Here is a 17,569-nt window from a genome sequence, read left to right as displayed (position 1 = left end):
AAGCGCTGGCGCGGCTCAAATCTGCCGCTGCTCGATGGTGTCCATCTGCATCTCGAAGCTGAAGAAGCGGTCCCGGCCCTGGGCCTTGGCGGCATACAGGGCCTCGTCGGCGCGCATGAGCATGGTCTCGGCGCTGGTACCGTCGTCGGGCACGCACGTGGTAATGCCACCCGACAGCGTGAGCGTTTCGCCGTTGGGCGAGCCCGGATGGGCGATGGCGCGGGCCTTCAACAGCTTGCCCAGCGCGCGCGCGAACGTCATGGCGCCCGAGCGCGGCGTGTTGGGCAGGATGAGTGCAAATTCTTCGCCGCCATAGCGCGAGGCCACGTCGCGCGGGCGCATGCAGACGTCGTGCAGCACGCGGCCGACCTCCTTCAGGCAGGCATCGCCCTGCACATGGCCCAGGGTGTCGTTGTATCTCTTGAAATGGTCCAGGTCGCACAGCATCAGCGTGAGCGGCACTCCGTCGCGCCGCGCGGCGAGGATCTCGCTGTGCAGGATGCGGTCGAAGCCGCGGCGGTTGACCAGCCCCGTGAGCGGGTCCATCTCCACCATCTCGTTGAGGTGCTGGTTGGCCACGTGCAGCTCTTCGGTCAGTTCCACGAGGCGCCTGCGCATGTCGCGCAGCCGGCGCATGGCGCGCAGCTTGGCGGCCAGAACGATCGGCTTGACGGGCTTGACGAGATAGTCGTCTCCGCCGACTTCGATGCCGCGCCACACATCCAGGTCGCCATCCAGCCCCGAGAGGAAGATGATGGGCGTCCAGCCGCCGGGTTCTGCCTCGCGCATGCGCTGGGCCACCCAGTAGCCGTCGTTGCCGCCAGGCAGGCGTATGTCCAGCAGCACCAGGTCGGGACGCCGCAGCTTGAACAGCTGTAGCGCCGCGTCGGCCGAGGCGGCCTCCAGTACCTCTGACACCCCCACATGGCGCAGCTCGCCTGCCAGTGTGGCGCGCACGGACGCCTGGTCCTCCACCAGCAGCACGCTGAAGGGCTCATGCAAGAACTGCGGAAATGCGTTGGCGCTGGCAGGAGGGCTCATGAGGTGGTGCGGTAGAGGCCGCTGGTGCGGCGGGATGTCAGCGTGGCCACGTGCGGCCACGCATGCCCACGGGTCAGTGCTCGCGCCGCAGGGCCGGGAACAGGATCACGTCACGGATGCTCGGGCTGTCGGTGAGCAGCATCATCAGCCGGTCGATGCCGATGCCGCAACCACCTGTGGGCGGCATGCCGTATTCCAGCGCACGTACGAAGTCGTGGTCGAAGAACATGGCCTCGTCATCGCCGCTGTCCTTGGCCGCCACCTGGGCGTTGAAGCGCGCGGCCTGGTCCTCGGCGTCGTTGAGCTCGGAGAAGCCGTTGCCGAACTCGCGGCCGGTGATGTAGAGCTCGAAGCGCTCGGTGACCTCGGGGCGCAGGTCGTTGGCGCGCGCGAGCGGGCTGATCTCGGTCGGGTGCTCCATGATGAAGGTGGGCTGCCAGAGCTTGTCCTCCACCTCCTCCTCGAAGTACAGCACCTGCAGGCTGGCCAGCGAGCGCGTGGACAGGCGGTCCTTCTCCTCGGTCATGCCGAGCTTCTTGAGCGCGCTCACGAGCCAGGCTGCGTCGTCCACGTGCGCGCCGGCTTCGGTGTACTGGTAGATGGCCTCGCGGATCGTCAGGCGCGCAAAGGGCTGGGACAGGTCCACCGCGCGAGCGCCGTAGGTCAGCTGCAGCGTGCCCGTGGCCTTGAGCGCCGCGTCGCGCACGAGCGCTTCGGTGAAGTCCATGAGGTCGCGGTAGTTCCAGTAGGCCGCGTAGAACTCCATCATCGTGAACTCGGGGTTGTGGCGTACCGAGATGCCTTCGTTGCGGAAGTTGCGGTTGATCTCGAACACGCGCTCGAAGCCGCCCACGATGAGGCGCTTGAGGTACAGCTCGGGCGCGATGCGCAGGAACATCTCCTGCTCCAACGCATTGTGGTGGGTGACGAAGGGCTTGGCGTTGGCGCCGCCGGGAATGGGGTGCAGCATGGGCGTTTCCACCTCCAGGAAGCCGTGCTCCATCATGAAAGAGCGGATGCTGCCCACCGCCTTGCTGCGCGCGACGAAGCGGCGGCGCGCGGCCTCGTCGGTCATCAGGTCCACGTAGCGCTGGCGGTACTTGACCTCTTGGTCGGCCACACCGTGGAACTTGTCGGGCATGGGGCGCAGGCTCTTGGTGAGCAGGCGCAGGCGCGACACCTTGACCGATAGCTCGCCGGTCTTGGTCTTCATCAGCGTGCCTTCGGCACCCAGGATGTCGCCGAGGTCCCAGCGCTTGAAGTCGGAATAGGCTTCTTCGCCAATGGCGTCGCGTGTCACGTAGAGCTGGATGCGCCCGCCGGTGTCACCCAGCGATCCATCCTGCAGGGTCGCGAAGCTGGCCTTGCCCATGACGCGCTTGAGCATCATGCGGCCGGCCACGCTCACTGTGATCGTCTGGGCTTCGAGCGCTTCTCCATCCAATGTGCCGTACTGCTGCTGCAGCACTGCGGCATGGTGCTGGGGCTTGTAGTCATTGGGAAATGCCACGCCTTGGCCCTGGGCCTGGTTCTCGCGCAGAGCCTTGAGCTTTTCACGGCGTTCGGCGATGAGTTGGTTTTCGTCCTGGGGGGCTGGTGCAGGAGTGGCTTCAGTGGACATGGCGGAGTGCTGGCTGGAACTTGGGCAGAAACCCTCTATTTTGCCATCCAGGCCGACAGCATCAGCAGCCCAGTGGTGCAAAGGCCGGCGAGCCACCACAGGTGCACCTGCGGCGTCCAACCCAGGGGGGCGAGCAGCACCATTATCTGCATGATATTGAAACCTATGGTCAGCAATGAGTAGCGGCGCGCCAGTCCCTGCTGGAAGGGCCGATGGCTCAGTGCCGCGAAGATGCATGCGCTACCCTGCCACAGCATGATGGGCAGGATATAGGGCAGCAGGCCCTGCCATGTAGGCGCCAGCAGTGTGGTCTGCAGTACGGCGGCGCTCCCCAGACCGATCAGCCCTGTGACCAGGGCAGCTCCCATCCCTACGCCCAGCGACTTCAAGCGTGAGGGCCGCGCTTGTGCCAGCAGCACTTGTGACCAAGCCGCGTGCACGATGGCGGGCATTAAGCCGAACAGCCGTAGCAGCACTGCCAGATAGCTGGCGTCCGCCGTGCCATGCTGCCGCTGCCAGGCCAACACCAGAGCTACGCCGGCCACGGCATCCATTACCGCGTGCGCCATGCGCAAGAGAGCGCTGCGGCCGTCGGATTGCCTTGCTGCGGATTGAGGTGGATGGTCGGTGCGGCTACCGTGAAGCAACCAGAGCGCCCCCACTGCATAGCCGCACGCCGCCGCGGCCAGTAGGCCGGTGGCGTTGTCAGCGTTTCCACGCATACCCAGCCCGGCGGCCAGCGCCAGCGCCAGCAAGGGGGGGGCTGTGCGTACGCAGGCGGCGGACATCGGTGATGCCGTGCGCAATACCCAGGGCTGGGCCAGGTACCAGCCCATTTGCAACAGCGCTAGCAGCCCGGCCCAGGCCACCACGGTGGTCAAAGGGAGGACGGGACTCGACCACCATAGGGCTGCGGCCACCAGGGGCAGCAGCAGTATCCAGCGCAGCAGGCTGGCGCGCAGAGCAGCACGAAGCGCCCGCTGTGGGGGCAGGTGTGCGTCGGCAAGGAACTGAAGTGGGCTTTGTGCCAGTGCCAGCGTGACCCAGAAAAACGCCACTTGTGCTACGACGGCGAAGTGGCCTGCCGCCGTGGGCGTGAAGAAGTGGAGCATGGCCGCACCCATGAGCGCTTGTGCGATCAGCGCGATCAGGCTGGCTCCGGCCATCAGCAGCGAGGTGTGGTTCACGGGCACAGCCCCAGGCGGCGCCAGAGTGCCAGTCGTTCAAGTACGCGCGGCCATGCCAGTGTGGATACATCAGGCACCACGCAGCCAGCGATGTCTGGTATGGGCAGGTAGGCAAAGCGCGCTCCGTGCCGCGCTTCAAAGGCCCGCACCCAGTCGTAGTCGGTGCTGACCACTGGCAAACCTGCCGCGCAGTATTCGATGAGTTTGGTGGACGTCTGTTGGCTGTACGGCAATTGGTCAGGAACCAGGTTCAGTCCGTAGCGCGCGCGGCGCAGCAGGGTGGATACCTGACCGTGCGGAACGCGACCCGTGACGTGCCCCAAGGTGTGCAGTGTTTTACGCAGATCGACAGGCGGCTCGCCAATCAGCAGAGTGCGCTGGCCTGCCTGTTGTAGTGCGGTCAAGAGTGGCACAAACTGCCGCAGGCGTTGCATGTCCCCCAGATAGACTCCGTCGAACTCGGGCGCAGCCCGTCTCGCACACGTGGCAAGAAAGGACGGCTCCACGCCCATGTCACGGAACTCGTACGGCACGCCGTCGGAAAATCCCAGCCGATCGCGCACCCAGGTATTCTGGAAAAGGCGGTACTGCGGCACGGGCTGCAGGGCGCGCTTGGCCCGGTCCTTGACCTTAGGCCAGGGCGGTACTGAAGCCGATGCGTATTCATGGATGTGAAAGGCATGGCTGAGCCGCCGCGCCGCGTCGTGCGGCACGCGGCCGCACATCCACCAGCAGATGACCGCATCTGCAGGCACGCTCGCAGGGCGGGAATGCACCTGCGCGCTGTGCCCCAGCGCCGCAAGGAAGTCGCCATATGCCGCCAGTTCGGGCAGGTAAGCGCTGCCGGGGTGAATGAAGTGGATCAGCACGCCGCCTCCTGCAGCACGCGTTGCCAGTTATGCGAAAAGCGCTCAGGACTGTAGCGGCGCAGCACCTGGGCCATGTCGTGCGCCAGCTGTTCGGGTGGCATGGCGCACACGGTTTGCACGGCGCGAGCGAGCGCAGCCGCGCTGCAGTCGTGGGCCAGCGCATAGGGCATGTCTGGCCCCAACATTTCGCGCAGCGCGGGGATAGGCAGGCCTACGCAGGGCCTGCCAGCGGCCAGCGATTCCAGCGCTGCCATGGGGCAGCCTTCGTAGAGCGATGCGAGCACGGTAACTTGCCATGGGGCGTACACCGAGGCCTGTACGAGGTGAAAAGGGCGCAACTCCAGCCGGCCGACTTGCTGCAGGTCAGCACCGGCTGCACACAGCGCCGGTTGTGAAGGGCCATCGCCTACCATGCAAAGCCGATAAGTAGTCGGCAGCAAGCGCAGCATCTGCACCAGCAATTCGGGCTGCTTCTCCGGCGCAAGCCTGCCCACGAAACCCAGGTATTGCGGTGACGCGCCCATTGGCGCGGGCTGCCAATCAGGATGGGCGTTAGGAATCACCTCCAGGCGTTGCCCTGCCGCTGCACCGCCCGTGAATTCAAGGAACGAGTCGCGTGTGTGGGCTGAGACGAACACCACCCAGCGTAGTCGGCGATACAGCCAGCGCAGCCAGGCGCGTTTGGCAGCACTGGCATGGGCGTGCTCCAGCACCTCCTGCGTGGGGCCGTGAAGCCATGCCACCACGGGCCGGCGCAGCAGCATGCCCAGCAGCCAGGCTGCATAGGACGGCAGAAAGCCGTTCGTGGCTACGATGATGTCGGCCCGCCAAACGGCACGCAGTAGCGCTCCGATGTGCGTATTGCGCAGAGCCAAGGCGACCGGTATCTGGCCTGCGCACCGCAGTGCATTCGCCAGCGTCTGTGTGGCGGTGTGAATACCGCCAACGGCCATGTCTTCTTGCAACAACAGGATGTAGCGCGTGTGCATTCTGGTGGAGGGCGCGCCAATAATCGCACGATGCCACACATTGAAACCTATTTGCTGGGCGAGGCTTTCAGCGACGATTTGCCTTTCAGGCCGGGGATTATCGGACATGCCCAGCCACGCGGTGATTTGCTGGCCGGCTGGGTCGCGCAGCAGTGCGTGCTGCATGTGGGCTTTGCCGACCATGCACCACTGATTGCACGTCGCGCCTCCGACGGCAGTTGGTTGCACGCGCTTCTCAGCCGCAACGCACGGATTTGCCATGGTATCGACATCAACGCCACCGCTGTGGACACGGCGCGCAGCCTGGGTTTTGACCACGTGCAGCAGCTCGACGTGTTCGCTCCCGAGGCCCCGCAGGTGCTGGCCCGGTGTGCGCCCGACATGGTGCTGGTGCCTGATGTAATTGAACACCTGCCTGACCCCGCCGCGTTCCTGCGGCGGCTGGCGCAGTGCCTGCCAGAGGCGGAGTTCGTCGTCAGTGTGCCCAATGCGTTGTCCCTGCGCAATGCGCTTCACAGCGTGTGCGGGGTGGAGCATGTCAACACCGACCATCGGGCGTGGTTTTCACCCTTCACCCTACTGAAGGTGCTGGCGGATGCAGGGCTAGTGGGCGCCGAACTGCACAGCTGCCAGGTGGCGGCGCCGGGGACGATGAAGGGACGCCTGTTGCATCGGCTGGCAGTGCGCAGGCCGTTGTGGGCGGATGTGCTGGTTGCGCGAGTGAAGGCACGTTGACAACTAGCGCGCTCCGAAACCTGTGAGCACCGTGTGCACCGTCTTGTAGGCAATGAGCAGATCCAGAGCCATGGAGCAGTGCGTCACGTAATACAGGTCATAGCTCAGCTTGATAGCGGTCTGCTCGGCGCTATCGGTATAGCCATGCTGCACCTGCGCCCAGCCCGTGAGACCGGGGCGCATCAAGTGGCGGTAGGGGTAGGCGGGCATGGCTGCGGCAAAGTGGTGCGCGAACTCTGCCTGCTCGGGACGCGGGCCGATCAGGCTCATTTCTCCGCGCAGTACGTTCCAGAGCTGGGGTAGTTCATCGAGCCGCGTGCGGCGGATGAAGCGGCCAACTGACGTGATACGGTCGTCCTGCTGTTTGGCGAACTGAACGATGTGGCTGGCAGGCTCGTGACGCATGCTGCGCAGCTTCCATATGCGGAAGCTGCGTCCGTGGCGACCCATGCGCTGCTGCGAGTACAACATGGGGCCGGGTGAATCGAACTTCACTGCCAGCCCCGCGGCCATACACAGCGGAACCCATAGCGGCACCGTGATGAGGGTCAGGCCCAAGTCCAGCATGCGCTTGGCGATGTCGTAAGCAGGGTAATTGGTCAGTTGCCATAGATCTTGCTCGCCCAGCGTCCCGGTGATTTTGCGGCCCGACAGCATTTCCGCTGCCGCTTCTGCGCTGTAGAGAGGGATGCGCTGGAGTTTGAGCTCGCTGATCCACTGTTGGCGTTGCGGGTCGGGATCAGCCAGCCGGTCTAGCACCACACCGTCCACGGCTACGCGCTGTTTTCGCGCTGGTAGTCCGGCCACCCAGCTGGTCAGGCGCAGTCGGTCATCGCCTTGCTCCTGCGGGCGCAGCATTTGGCGCAGGACGTAGGGTAAGTCGGCATCCACGTAGGCCAGGTGCAGCGTACGACGGGTCCCCCACAGCGCATGCCCGCACAGCAGCCAAGCCAAGGCCAGCATGTAGGCCATCAATACGGCGCCGCGCGAATAGGGCGCTTGCAGCAGTGCAAAGCCCAACGGGGTGAGCAGAAAGGCCACCGTGATCACCACCAGCAAAAAGCCACCCTGCTCCCGCGGCGGTAGATGGGCACCCTGGTGCAGCCAGCGTGTTGCCAACAGGTAGGACACCGCACACCACAGCACGGTGGCGGGGAACAGCGGTGTGACCCAGCCTGCGTGTTGCATCTTGTGCGCTATGGCGTAACCCAGCGCTTGAGGCAACAGGCCGAGCAGGCTCCACCACAACAGCGCGCCATCACGCCGTGCCGGGTCGGGTTCGGCGCAGGGTCGGGAGGTGACAACAGGCTGGGTCATGCACGGACTTGGGTGTAGATGGCGAGTATGGCCGACGCCATGCGTTCCGGGGCATGATGTTCTTCGTAATGGCGGCGGGCCATTCGGCCCATTTGCTCGCGCAGCGCGGGGCTGCGGATTAGGCGCTCCATGGCTTGAGCGATGGCCTCCACGTCATTGGACACCAGGAATCCGTATTGTTCGGAGGGGAGCAATTCCGCCATCCCAGGCAGTCGACTGACCACGACGGGCAGCCCCGCCCGCATGGCTTCGATCACGGAGATGGGAAGACCTTCGTGGTCAGACAGCAACACGAAAAGGTGGTGATGCGCGAGGCGCTGGGGCACATCATCCACGTCGCCCACGAAACTCACTTGAAATAAGCCCAACCCGGATGCCAGCGCCTGCAAGGCCGTGCGATCCGGGCCATCGCCAATGATGCTAGCGGCTACCTCATGCCCCAGGCCATCGCGCAGCCGGACCAGGGCATGCAGGAGCAGGTCGGGGCGCTTGGGTGCGGCCAGCCGGGCTACCATGGCGACGCGCACGGGTTCCAGCCCAGGCTGAGCGCGTTGGCTATTGTTTTCTAGGGCATTGGGTATGACGGTCAGCCGGTCAGCGCGAATCGGCAAACCTCGGGCAAGTTGTCGCTCGTGCTGCGATACACACACCATGTGCTCCGTCCAACGCGCCAGCAACCATTCACAGCACCACGCCACTGTGCGGCGTACCCGGGGTACTTCGGGTTTGAAAGCGAAGCCATGCACTGTGTAGATCACGGGCTTGCGGCACAGTCTGCCCGCCAGGCGTGCGACTACGCCCGATACGGCGCTGTGCGCGTGCAAGATGTCGGGTTCGTGCTCGCGGATCAGGGCGCGCAGTTGCAGTACCGAACGGAACAGATGCCAGGGCGCCAGCGAATTGCGCAGGCTTGGCAGGCGGTAAATCGGCAGTCCCAGCGTGTGTAGGTCGCTTTCGAGCGGCGTGGGACACGTGCCGCCAATGACAGCGCTGAAATGGATGCGGGAGGCCAGAGCCTGGCACAAGGTGCGCACATGGGTCTGGGCACCTCCTCGTTCGCCCTTGGTGATCACTTGCATCACCTTCAGTTTGGCCTGCATGCAACGCTAGCCAGAAATGCCGGTACGTTCCAGGATGTCACTCACCAGCTCCAGCCGCACCAGCGGGTTGTTCAGTTGCATGAGCTGCTGCTTGAGTTCCAACGGAATGGGCAATAACTCGCACCAGCGATTGGCAAGCCAACCGCAGTCTTGGAGATCTGTGCGTGAGGGCTGTGCGTGTGCGGCTGGTCCCCCGGCTGCTCCTGCCGCCTGCTCGCGCAATGACGACAACACCTGCGTCAGTGTGCTAGCTGCACGCTGCAAGTCTGGGGGAACTTGGACCGGCGTGTCGCAAGGGATCTGTTCCACGTTGGCGGTCCACAGCCCGTGGGGCAGCAGTTGTTGGCGCACGACATGAAAGCGGGCGATCCCCCGGCAACGTACGTGCATCAGCCCCGCTTGCAGTTCTTCTAAATGCTCGATCATGGCCAATGTGCCGACGCTGTACAGGCTTTCCGGCAGGGCTCCCGCCTGGCGCACCTCATGGCCGCGGGCCAGGGCCACGACGCCGAAGGGGGCACCCGTGCGGTGGCATTTGCGCACCATGTCCAGGTAACGCACCTCGAACACACGCAGCGGTAGAACACCACCGGGAAACAGCACGGTGTTGAGCGGAAACAGGGGCAGGGAGGTCAGCGTGAGGGGATCGGACATGGCGGCATGCGTAGCGTCGCTATCATCCCACGTTGAACCCGTGTGCGGCGCACCGCAACGGGGTCGACCTATTTGCTAATTGGCCATGCTGTTTCAAATTCTGTCTTTTCTCCTCGACGTTGCCAGCGGCCTGCTTACCGGGGCTTGCCTGTTGCGGCTGTACATGCAGCTGCAGCGGGTGTCGTTTGCCAATCCCGTGGGCCGTCTCGTGTTTGCCCTGAGCGACTGGCTGGTGCTGCCACTGCGCAAGCTCGTTCCGTCGGTGGGGCGGTGGGATCTGTCCTGCCTTGCGGCGGCGCTGCTGCTGCAACTGGTCCAGTATCTGCTGCTGTGGCTTCTGGTGGGCGGGGGGATGGGACTGGCCTGGCTGCCGTGGATGGCGCTTTTTGGCCTGGCGCGCGTGGCCGTGTCGGGACTGATGGGCTTGCTGATCGTTTATGCCGTGCTCTCGTGGGTGCAGACGCGATCGCCCATCAGCGATGTGATCACCCGCCTGTGCGAGCCGTTGTTGCGCCCCGTGCGCCGTGTTCTACCGCTACTGGGCGGGGTGGACCTGTCGCCGCTGGTGGTGCTGGTACTGCTGCAGGTCGTGATGATCGTGCTGGGGCATCTGCAGGCCAGCGTCATGATGTAGCGACACTGTTCTCAATAAAAAATAGCTGCTAGCGCCCGTCCACCAAGCGCTAGCAGCTATTGTTTTTGATGTCCGAGGTTCAGGCTACCGCGTCGGCCGGCAGGCGCTGCAGCATGGACAGGCATTGCGCCACGGTGTGGCGCAGTTCGCGGCGGTCGCAGATGAAGTCCACAGCGCCCTTGGTCTGCAGGAACTCCGCGCGCTGGAAACCCTCGGGCAATGTGACGCGCACGGTGGATTCAATCACGCGCGGACCGGCAAAGCCGATCAGGGCCTTGGGCTCGGCAATCACGATATCCCCCACGAATGCGAAGCCGGCCGACACGCCACCCATGGTAGGGTCGGTCAGCACGCTGATGTAGGGCAGGCCTTTCTTGGCCAAACGGGTGAGGGCCGCATTGGTCTTGGCCATCTGCATCAGGCTGAGCAGGCCTTCCTGCATGCGTGCGCCGCCCGTGGCGGTGAAGCAGATGAAGGGCACCTTCTGCTCGATGGCGGTTTCCACGCCGCGAACGAAGCGCTCGCCTACCACGGAACCCATGGAGCCGCCCATGAAATCGAATTCGAAGCAGGCCACTACGACGTTGATGCTCTTGACCGCGCCGCCCATCACGATGAGCGCGTCGGTCTCGCCGGTGTTCTCCAGCGCCTCTTTCAGGCGTTCGGGATACTTGCGGCTGTCCTTGAACTTGAGAGCGTCGACCGGCAGCACTTCCTGGCCGATCTCATAGCGTCCCTCGCCGTCCAGGAAGGCGTTGAGCCGCGCACGGGCACCGATGCGGTGGTGGTGGCCGCACTGGGGACAGACGTTTTCGTTGTGCTCCAGATCGGTCTTGTAGAGCACGTTCTCGCAGCTCGGGCACTTGATCCACAGGCCCTCGGGCATCTGGCGACGCTCGGTAGGGTCGGTCTGCTGGATTTTGGAGGGCAGGAGTTTTTCGAGCCAGGACATAGGTTTCCTCTGTTCAGATCGCGGCTGCGCGCGGGCCGTGGCCGGCGCGCAGGGCCGTCATTATGCGTCCAGCGCCTTGCGCACCCCGCGCAGAAAGTCCACGGTGATACCGACCACTTTCTCATGGGGCTGGTCTTCGATGAGCTGGATGATGCGGCTGCCGATGACCACCGCATCGGCCACGCGGCCGATGGCCTGCGCGGTGGCGGCATCGCGAATGCCAAAGCCCACGCCGACGGGGATCTTCACATGCTCGCGGATGCGCGGCAGCATGGCCTCGACGGCGGCCGTGTCCAGCGCGCCGGAGCCGGTCACGCCCTTGAGTGAGACGTAGTAGACGTAGCCGCTGGCTACGCGAGCCACCTGCTGCATGCGTTCCGCCGTGGAGGTAGGTGCCAGCAGGAAGATCAGGTCGATGCCGTGGCCGCGCAGGTCGGCGGCGAACTGCTCGCACTCCTCGGGCGGGTAGTCCACGATCAGCACACCGTCCACGCCGGCTTCGCCCGCGTCGCGGGCGAAAGCGCCCTTGCCGTGGCGCTGCTCGTAGCGCTCCACCGGATTCGCGTAGCCCATCAGCACCACGGGCGTGGTGCTGTTGCGCAGGCGGAAGCTGCGCACCATCTCCAGCACCTGGGCCAGGCCCACGCCCAGTGCCAGGGCCTTCTCGCCCGCCTTCTGGATGACGGGGCCGTCGGCCATCGGGTCGGAAAAGGGCACGCCCAGTTCGATCACATCGGCGCCGGCCTCGACCATGCCGTGCATCAAAGCCGGTGTGATGTCGACGAAGGGAAAGCCTGCTGTGACGTAGGGGATGAGCGCCTTGCGGCCCTTGGACTGCAGCTCTGCAAAAGTGTCAGCGATGCGGCTCATGCGGCGGGTCCTCCCTTGACGGTCAACCCGCGCATGGAGGGACGGTCGTAGAAGTCCACGCCAGACAGGTCGGCCACGGTGCCGATGTCCTTGTCGCCGCGGCCGGACAGGTTCACAAGGATGGATTGCTGGGGCGTCATGGTCTTGGCGAGCTTGAGCGCGTAGGCCACGGCGTGGCTGGATTCCAGGGCCGGGATGATGCCCTCGGTGCGGCACAGGTAGTGAAAGGCTTCCAACGCTTCCGTATCGGTGATGCCCACGTACTCGGCTCGCTTGATTTCCTGCAGCCAGGCGTGCTCGGGGCCCACTCCGGGGTAGTCCAGCCCGGCGCTGATGCTGTGCGTCTCCGTGATCTGGCCATTCTCATCTTGCAGGATGAAGGTGCGGTTGCCGTGCAGCACGCCACTGGAGCCGCGCTGCAGGCTGGCGGAATGCTTGCCGCTGTCCAGGCCTTCGCCTGCGGCTTCCACGCCGATCAGGCGGGTTTTCTCGAACGGGATGTAGGGGTGGAAGATGCCCATGGCATTGCTGCCACCGCCCACGCAGGCCACGACGGCGTCGGGTTGCTCGGCGGCGATCTTCTGTTCGGCCAGCATGATGGGCATCTGCGTGAGGCATTCCTTGCCGATCACGCTCTGGAAGTCACGCACCATCATGGGATAGGGGTGGGGGCCTGCCACGGTGCCGATGATGTAGAAGGTGTTGTCCACGTTGGCCACCCAGTCCCGCATGGCCTCGTTGAGCGCATCTTTCAGCGTCTTGCTGCCCGACTCGACGGGCACCACGGTGGCGCCCAGCAGCTTCATGCGGTAGACGTTGGGGCTTTGGCGCTTGACGTCCTCGGCGCCCATGTACACCACACACTCCAGGCCATAGCGCGCGCAGATGGTGGCGGTGGCCACGCCGTGCTGGCCGGCGCCGGTCTCGGCAATGATGCGCGGCTTGCCCATGCGCTTGGCGAGCATGGCCTGGCCGATCACGTTGTTGATCTTGTGTGCGCCGGTGTGGTTCAGGTCTTCGCGCTTGAGGTAGATCTGCGCGCCGCCCATCTCGCGGCTGGTGCGCGCCGCGTGGTAAACCGGTGAGGGGCGGCCCACGAAGTGCGCAAGCTCATAGTGGAATTCCTTGAGGAACTCCGGGTCGTTCTGGTAGCGCGCATAGGCTTCGCGCAGTTCGTTGATGGCGTGCGTCAGCGTCTCAGAGACGAAGCTGCCGCCATAGGGGCCAAAATGGCCCGAAGCATCGGGTTGGGTATATGCAGGCATTTACAAATAAGGAACTGGTGCCGCATCGGCCGCGCGTACGGCGGCGATGAAGCGGTCGATCTTGCCGGCGTCCTTGATCCCCTTCAGGGGCAGACCATCGGGGCCCGTGGCCTCCACGCCGGAACTGACATCAACGGCCAGCGCCCGGCAACGCGGGCGCACTTGCCGTATGCCATCGGTCACGTTTGCAGGCGTGAGTCCACCAGACAAAACGAGATGACAGTCGACGTTTGTTGGAAGGAGTGACCAATTGAATGCCTTGCCACCGCCGCCATAGCCCTCGACATGGGCGTCGAGCAGGATGGCGCGGGCGTGAGAGTGATCGTGGGCGTATTTTACGAGGTCGAACCGTGCCGCACCTTCGCCCAGGGGAATGCGCGCGGCGCGCAGGAAGGGAATGCGGCCCCCGTCGCTGGAGCGCAGGCAGTCCTCGGGCGTTTCGTCACCATGGAATTGTGCTGTAGCGCCCGGTACAGCATCGCAGGCAGCTATCACATCAGTAGCACGGGCATTGACGAACAACAGCACTGGCGTGACAAAGGGCGGCAGCCGCCGGGCCAGTTGCGCTGCGCGCTCTGGGGTGACGGCGCGCGGGCTCGCGGGATAGAGCACGAAGCCGACGGCGTCGGCACCGCTAGCGACGGCCGCGTCCACGTCCTGCTCGCGCGTGAGGCCGCAGATCTTGATGCGTGTGCGCGCGGTGGAGTGGACGGGGGTGCTCAGTGGCGCGGTCGGGCTGCTCATGGCAGCCAATCATACGCAGCCGTGCGCGTCGGCAGGCCCCATTCCGCGCCGTATACCGGGCCCTGGAAGTACAGGCCATCGGGCGAAAAGGTAGGAGCAGCCGCGTCGCGCGACCGCGCCTCCAGCACCGTGCGCATCCATTCGGGCGGATACAGCCCCTGGCCGATGGCGACGATGCAGCCCATGATGTTGCGGATCATGTGGTGCAGGAACGCATTGCCTTCGAATTCAAAGCGCCAGTAGCAGGGGACACACCCGTGGGTGCCGGTGGACTCGCCCGCTGGCGGAGCCCGGCGTGTGATGTCGATGCGGTGCAATGTCTTCACCGGCGACTTGGCCTGGCAGGCCGAGGCGCGAAATGACGTGAAGTCATGCTCGCCCAGCAAATGCTGCACGGCCTTGTGCATGGCCTGCTCATCGAGGGCATGAAAGACCCAACCCACGCGCCCGGCATCAACGCTGGGGCGTACGGGCGACTGCAGCAATACGTAGGCATAGCGCCGGGCCACGGCGCAGGCGCGCGAATGAAAGGCATCGGGAACGGGTTGCGCCCACTGCACGGCGATGTCCGCCGGCAGGAAGGTGTTGGTACCGCGGACCCATGAAAACGGCGCACGCTGCAGTTCCGTATCGAAGTGCACCACCTGCATCAGCCCGTGCACGCCGGCGTCAGTACGCCCGGCACAGATCGTGTGCACCTCCTGCGTGGCAAAGCGGCCAAGGGCCGCTTCCAGACGGTCTTGCACCGTGTTGCCAGAGGGCTGACTCTGCCAGCCGTTGTACGCCTGGCCGTTGTAACTGACGCCCAGGGCCATCCTCATCGGATGCTCCTTTCGGAGGGCAATGGCACGTCAGCGCGGCACTGGCCGCGTGCCCACCGCCGCATGGACATCAGCCCAGTTCGGCGAGCAGTCGCTGGGCGCGGGCCTTCAGCTCACCAGACGATTCGGCGATGACCTCTTCCACCAGGGCCCGCGCGCCTTCGCTGTCGCCAATGGTGTTGAACTCTTCCGCCAGTGCGAGCTTGGTGGCCAGAGGGTCGTCCGGCAGCGCGTCGGCAGCGGAGGACGCTGCCTTGGCGGCGACCGAGGGTGCAACAGGAGCGGCCGCCGTGGGGGTGTCAAGGTCCAGCGACAGATCGCCGAGGTCGAACTCCAGGGATTCCGAGGTGGCGGCCTTCGCGTCGCGGCTGGTCAGGGGGGCGACGCCGGAGTCCATCAGGGACAAGTCATCGTCCAGGTTCAACGGAAGAGGCTCGCTTTGCACGTCGGGCTCTGTCGTCGCCTGCGGCGTCACCGCTGGCTCGTCCCAGGAGGCCTGGGGTAGTTCCAGGTCGCCCAGATCCAGGGACGGTACGGGCGCCTGGGCGGCCGGCACTACCGGCGGGGCTGCGGCGGTGTTGTTGGCTGCGGCCATGGCAAACGTGCTTGGCGCCGGGGCCGGGGCCGACGGTGCTTCGTGCAGATCGAGATCCAAGTCCAGATCGAGGTCTGGCAGCACAGAGTCCGGTCCGCCCGTGGGTGCCGCGGGAGCAGTTGCTGCGCCCAGCGTGCTTGCAAAGGCCGCGGTCGATGCAGCAGCCGCTGTGGCGCTGGCGGCAACGGCAGGACGGCCACCGGGCTGGTACAGCGGATTTTCGGGGTCGAGCATACGGCCCAGGTCGGACACGCGGGTCCAGTCGGGCCCCTGGCCGTTGGTGAGCCGGAACACGTCGTTGGCGACGGACTCCAGCGCCTTGCGGTCCTGGCGCTTGGCATAAATCTCGGCCAGTTTGGCGGGGATGGAGACGCGCTCCGGATGGTGGCGCAGCGCCTCCTTGAGAATTTCCTCCGCCTGCAGGTCACGGCCGTAGGCGAGGTAGACGTCGGCTTCCGCCACCGGATCCACATCGCCACCGGCATCCAGTTGGCTGGGCGAATAGGTCATGGACGAGGAGCCGGTCGTGAGTTCGCTGTTGGCCGTGTCCACACGCTGACCGCCACTGGCGCCGAAGAAAGAATCCGGCTGCAGGCTACTTTCCGAGAACGAACTGTCCAGGGCACCCTGGTTGCGGCGGCTTTGGACCACGCGGTAGCCGCCATAGCCCAGCAACGCAAGTACGAGCGCCAGTGCGCCTCCTGCCAGCAGCGGGTCCTCCGTGAGGGCATCCAGGAAGCTGGGCTCTTCGTAGGGAACGGGCTGGGGGGCTGGACGCGGGGCCACGGCGGCGGGAGCGGGTGCTGCGGCAGAAGCCTGGGATGCTGCTTCGGCGGGAACAGCCGCCTCGGCGGCAGAGGCCTCGGGCGCTGGTGCGGCAGCTTCTGCCGTAGCAGTGCTCATGTCGGCGCTTGCAGCCGCGGTAGCGGGTGCGGGCAACCCCCCGGCGGCGGGTACTGCCACCGCCGGCTGGCTGGCAGGGGCGGAAGGCGCCGTGGCTCTTGGCGCAGCTGCGCCAGCGCCGGCTGGCGCGGAGGCGCCGCTGAGCTGGTTCAGGTCCGAGATGTTCTTGGACAGCTCTGCCATGCGGGCGCTGTTCTGTTCGGCCTGCTTGTCGCGGGCCATCTGCTCCTCGGTCTTCTGGGCCTGAACGCTGCCTTTGGAGAGAGTGAGCTTATCGGGGCCGGCAGCGGCGGGCTTGCTCTCGTCCACCTGGGTCTGCACAGTGCCGCGCGCGGAGCGCTCTGCGGCTGCAACCTCGGCCTTGGGCGCTGTCGCTGCCATGCGGCGACGGAATTCATTGAAATCGCGGCTTTGCGCGGCGACGATCTTGCGAGCTTCGGTGGCGTCCGTGGCTTGCGCCTCCGTTTCGCTAGGCATCTGCAGCACTGCGCCGGAACGCAGACGATTCACATTGCTGTTGACGAACGCGTCCGGATTGGCGCGCATCATTGCTACCAGCATCTGGTCCAGCGAGACGCCAGCGGGGCGATGGGCTTCCGCGATGCGGCCGGCCGTGTCCCCGGGGCGCACGCGAATCTCGTCACCGCCAGCGAACGCGGGTGCCTCTGCGGGGGTGGGACGGCCGGCTACGGCGGGTGCGGGAGGGGTTGCTGGGCGTGCGGCAGGCGCGGGCGCCGCGGTGGTGGCGGGGGCGCGCGGCGCAGTTGCCGCGGCACGGGGTGACGTTACCTGAGGTGCGGCGGTCACCGCCGCCTGCGGGCGGCTCGCCGGCGGGTCGAACAGCATCGTGTAGCTACGCACGATATGGCCGGAACTCCAGGTCGCATCGATAACCAAATCCACGAAAGGATCGTTGACCGGGCGGGTACTGCTCAAGCGCAGCACCATGGAGCCATTCGTGCGGCGGTGCAGTTGCACTTGCACGCTATGCGCAGCGGGGGAATATTCCATGCCCTGGCTGCGGAAAACTTCAGGGCTGGCGGTGCTCACGCGCAGCGATTCGGCCTCGGCAGCAGTGATCTGGGGCAGTTCGATTTCCGCGCGCAGGGGCTCGCCAAGCGCCGACTGGACATTCACGCGGCCCAGGGCGAGAGCACTTGCATCGGTGGTGTAAAGACCAGCCGAGAGGATGGCCGCGGTGGCCAGGACAGAAAATTTCCAGCGATGCATGTGTGCGACGAATGAAGAGATGGATGGTGCCGAGGGGGCGGT

16 protein-coding genes are annotated in these 17,569 nt (G+C 65.4%); 2 read left to right on the top strand and 14 right to left on the bottom strand.

Annotation, left to right across the window (positions count from 1 at the left end; translation table 11 throughout):
• Positions 1–15: 15 nt before the first annotated feature.
• From K2L43_RS13920 to K2L43_RS13900, 5 genes are all read right to left on the bottom strand, one after another.
• Positions 16–1,041, bottom strand: coding sequence for a diguanylate cyclase domain-containing protein (locus tag K2L43_RS13920; RefSeq protein WP_220637796.1), 1,026 nt, complete (start codon positions 1,039–1,041; stop codon positions 16–18).
• 73 nt (positions 1,042–1,114) lie between these two features.
• Complete coding sequence (gene lysS / locus K2L43_RS13915; protein ID WP_220637795.1) at positions 1,115–2,662, bottom strand: lysine--tRNA ligase; 1,548 nt, start codon at positions 2,660–2,662, stop codon at positions 1,115–1,117.
• A 35-nt stretch (positions 2,663–2,697) separates the two neighbouring features.
• Positions 2,698–3,849 carry a hypothetical protein gene (locus K2L43_RS13910; RefSeq protein ID WP_255580458.1) on the bottom strand — a complete coding sequence of 384 codons (1,152 nt, stop codon included), beginning with the start codon at positions 3,847–3,849 and terminating at the stop codon, positions 2,698–2,700.
• Positions 3,846–4,718 carry a glycosyltransferase gene (locus tag K2L43_RS13905; RefSeq protein ID WP_103737447.1) on the bottom strand — a complete coding sequence of 291 codons (873 nt, stop codon included), beginning with the start codon at positions 4,716–4,718 and terminating at the stop codon, positions 3,846–3,848. Before K2L43_RS13905 ends, K2L43_RS13910 begins: the two co-directional genes overlap by 4 nt.
• Complete coding sequence (locus K2L43_RS13900) at positions 4,712–5,593, bottom strand: glycosyltransferase family 4 protein (RefSeq protein WP_255580457.1); 882 nt, start codon at positions 5,591–5,593, stop codon at positions 4,712–4,714. The genes K2L43_RS13905 and K2L43_RS13900 overlap by 7 nt, the downstream gene beginning before the upstream one ends.
• Before the next feature lie 57 nt (positions 5,594–5,650).
• Between K2L43_RS13900 and K2L43_RS13895 the strand changes: the two genes are divergently transcribed.
• On the top strand, positions 5,651–6,442 hold the full coding sequence (locus K2L43_RS13895; protein ID WP_255580456.1) for a bifunctional 2-polyprenyl-6-hydroxyphenol methylase/3-demethylubiquinol 3-O-methyltransferase UbiG: 792 nt from the start codon (positions 5,651–5,653) through the stop codon (positions 6,440–6,442).
• A 3-nt stretch (positions 6,443–6,445) separates the two neighbouring features.
• On the opposite strand, the gene K2L43_RS13890 is transcribed toward K2L43_RS13895, so the two are convergent.
• Genes K2L43_RS13890 through K2L43_RS13880 form a run of 3 tightly spaced genes read right to left on the bottom strand, consistent with a single transcriptional unit; the run spans position 6,446 to position 9,513 of the window.
• The gene (locus K2L43_RS13890; RefSeq protein ID WP_220637794.1) at positions 6,446–7,759 is read right to left on the bottom strand and encodes a sugar transferase; all 1,314 of its coding nucleotides are present in this window, start codon (positions 7,757–7,759) and stop codon (positions 6,446–6,448) included.
• The gene (locus tag K2L43_RS13885) at positions 7,756–8,859 is read right to left on the bottom strand and encodes a glycosyltransferase family 4 protein (protein WP_220637793.1); all 1,104 of its coding nucleotides are present in this window, start codon (positions 8,857–8,859) and stop codon (positions 7,756–7,758) included. Before K2L43_RS13885 ends, K2L43_RS13890 begins: the two co-directional genes overlap by 4 nt.
• A gap of 6 nt (positions 8,860–8,865) precedes the next feature.
• The gene (locus K2L43_RS13880; protein WP_220637792.1) at positions 8,866–9,513 is read right to left on the bottom strand and encodes an LON peptidase substrate-binding domain-containing protein; all 648 of its coding nucleotides are present in this window, start codon (positions 9,511–9,513) and stop codon (positions 8,866–8,868) included.
• An 85-nt stretch (positions 9,514–9,598) separates the two neighbouring features.
• On the opposite strand from K2L43_RS13880, the gene K2L43_RS13875 reads away from it, so the two are divergent.
• Complete coding sequence (locus tag K2L43_RS13875) at positions 9,599–10,147, top strand: YggT family protein (protein ID WP_220637791.1); 549 nt, start codon at positions 9,599–9,601, stop codon at positions 10,145–10,147.
• 79 nt (positions 10,148–10,226) lie between these two features.
• On the opposite strand, the gene accD is transcribed toward K2L43_RS13875, so the two are convergent.
• The 6 genes from accD to K2L43_RS13845 form a co-directional block, all read right to left on the bottom strand.
• Positions 10,227–11,099 (bottom strand): acetyl-CoA carboxylase, carboxyltransferase subunit beta, encoded by an 873-nt coding sequence (gene accD, locus K2L43_RS13870; RefSeq protein WP_135148127.1) that lies wholly within the window; start codon positions 11,097–11,099, stop codon positions 10,227–10,229.
• 60 nt (positions 11,100–11,159) lie between these two features.
• Entirely contained in the window at positions 11,160–11,969 is an 810-nt protein-coding gene (gene trpA, locus K2L43_RS13865) for a tryptophan synthase subunit alpha (RefSeq protein WP_015913948.1), read from the bottom strand.
• Positions 11,966–13,234 carry a tryptophan synthase subunit beta gene (gene trpB / locus K2L43_RS13860; protein ID WP_220637790.1) on the bottom strand — a complete coding sequence of 423 codons (1,269 nt, stop codon included), beginning with the start codon at positions 13,232–13,234 and terminating at the stop codon, positions 11,966–11,968. The genes trpA and trpB overlap by 4 nt, the downstream gene beginning before the upstream one ends.
• Complete coding sequence (locus K2L43_RS13855) at positions 13,235–13,978, bottom strand: phosphoribosylanthranilate isomerase (protein ID WP_220637789.1); 744 nt, start codon at positions 13,976–13,978, stop codon at positions 13,235–13,237. It lies immediately after the preceding gene.
• On the bottom strand, positions 13,975–14,799 hold the full coding sequence (truA, locus tag K2L43_RS13850) for a tRNA pseudouridine(38-40) synthase TruA (protein WP_220637788.1): 825 nt from the start codon (positions 14,797–14,799) through the stop codon (positions 13,975–13,977). Before truA ends, K2L43_RS13855 begins: the two co-directional genes overlap by 4 nt.
• Before the next feature lie 70 nt (positions 14,800–14,869).
• Positions 14,870–17,527 carry a FimV/HubP family polar landmark protein gene (locus K2L43_RS13845; protein ID WP_220637787.1) on the bottom strand — a complete coding sequence of 886 codons (2,658 nt, stop codon included), beginning with the start codon at positions 17,525–17,527 and terminating at the stop codon, positions 14,870–14,872.
• Positions 17,528–17,569: the final 42 nt, after the last annotated feature.

The organism is Diaphorobacter sp. MNS-0 (genome assembly GCF_019602835.1).
Classification (GTDB): Bacteria; Pseudomonadota; Gammaproteobacteria; order Burkholderiales; family Burkholderiaceae_C; genus Diaphorobacter; species Diaphorobacter nitroreducens.
This window is presented reverse-complemented; position numbering and strand designations above follow the sequence as displayed.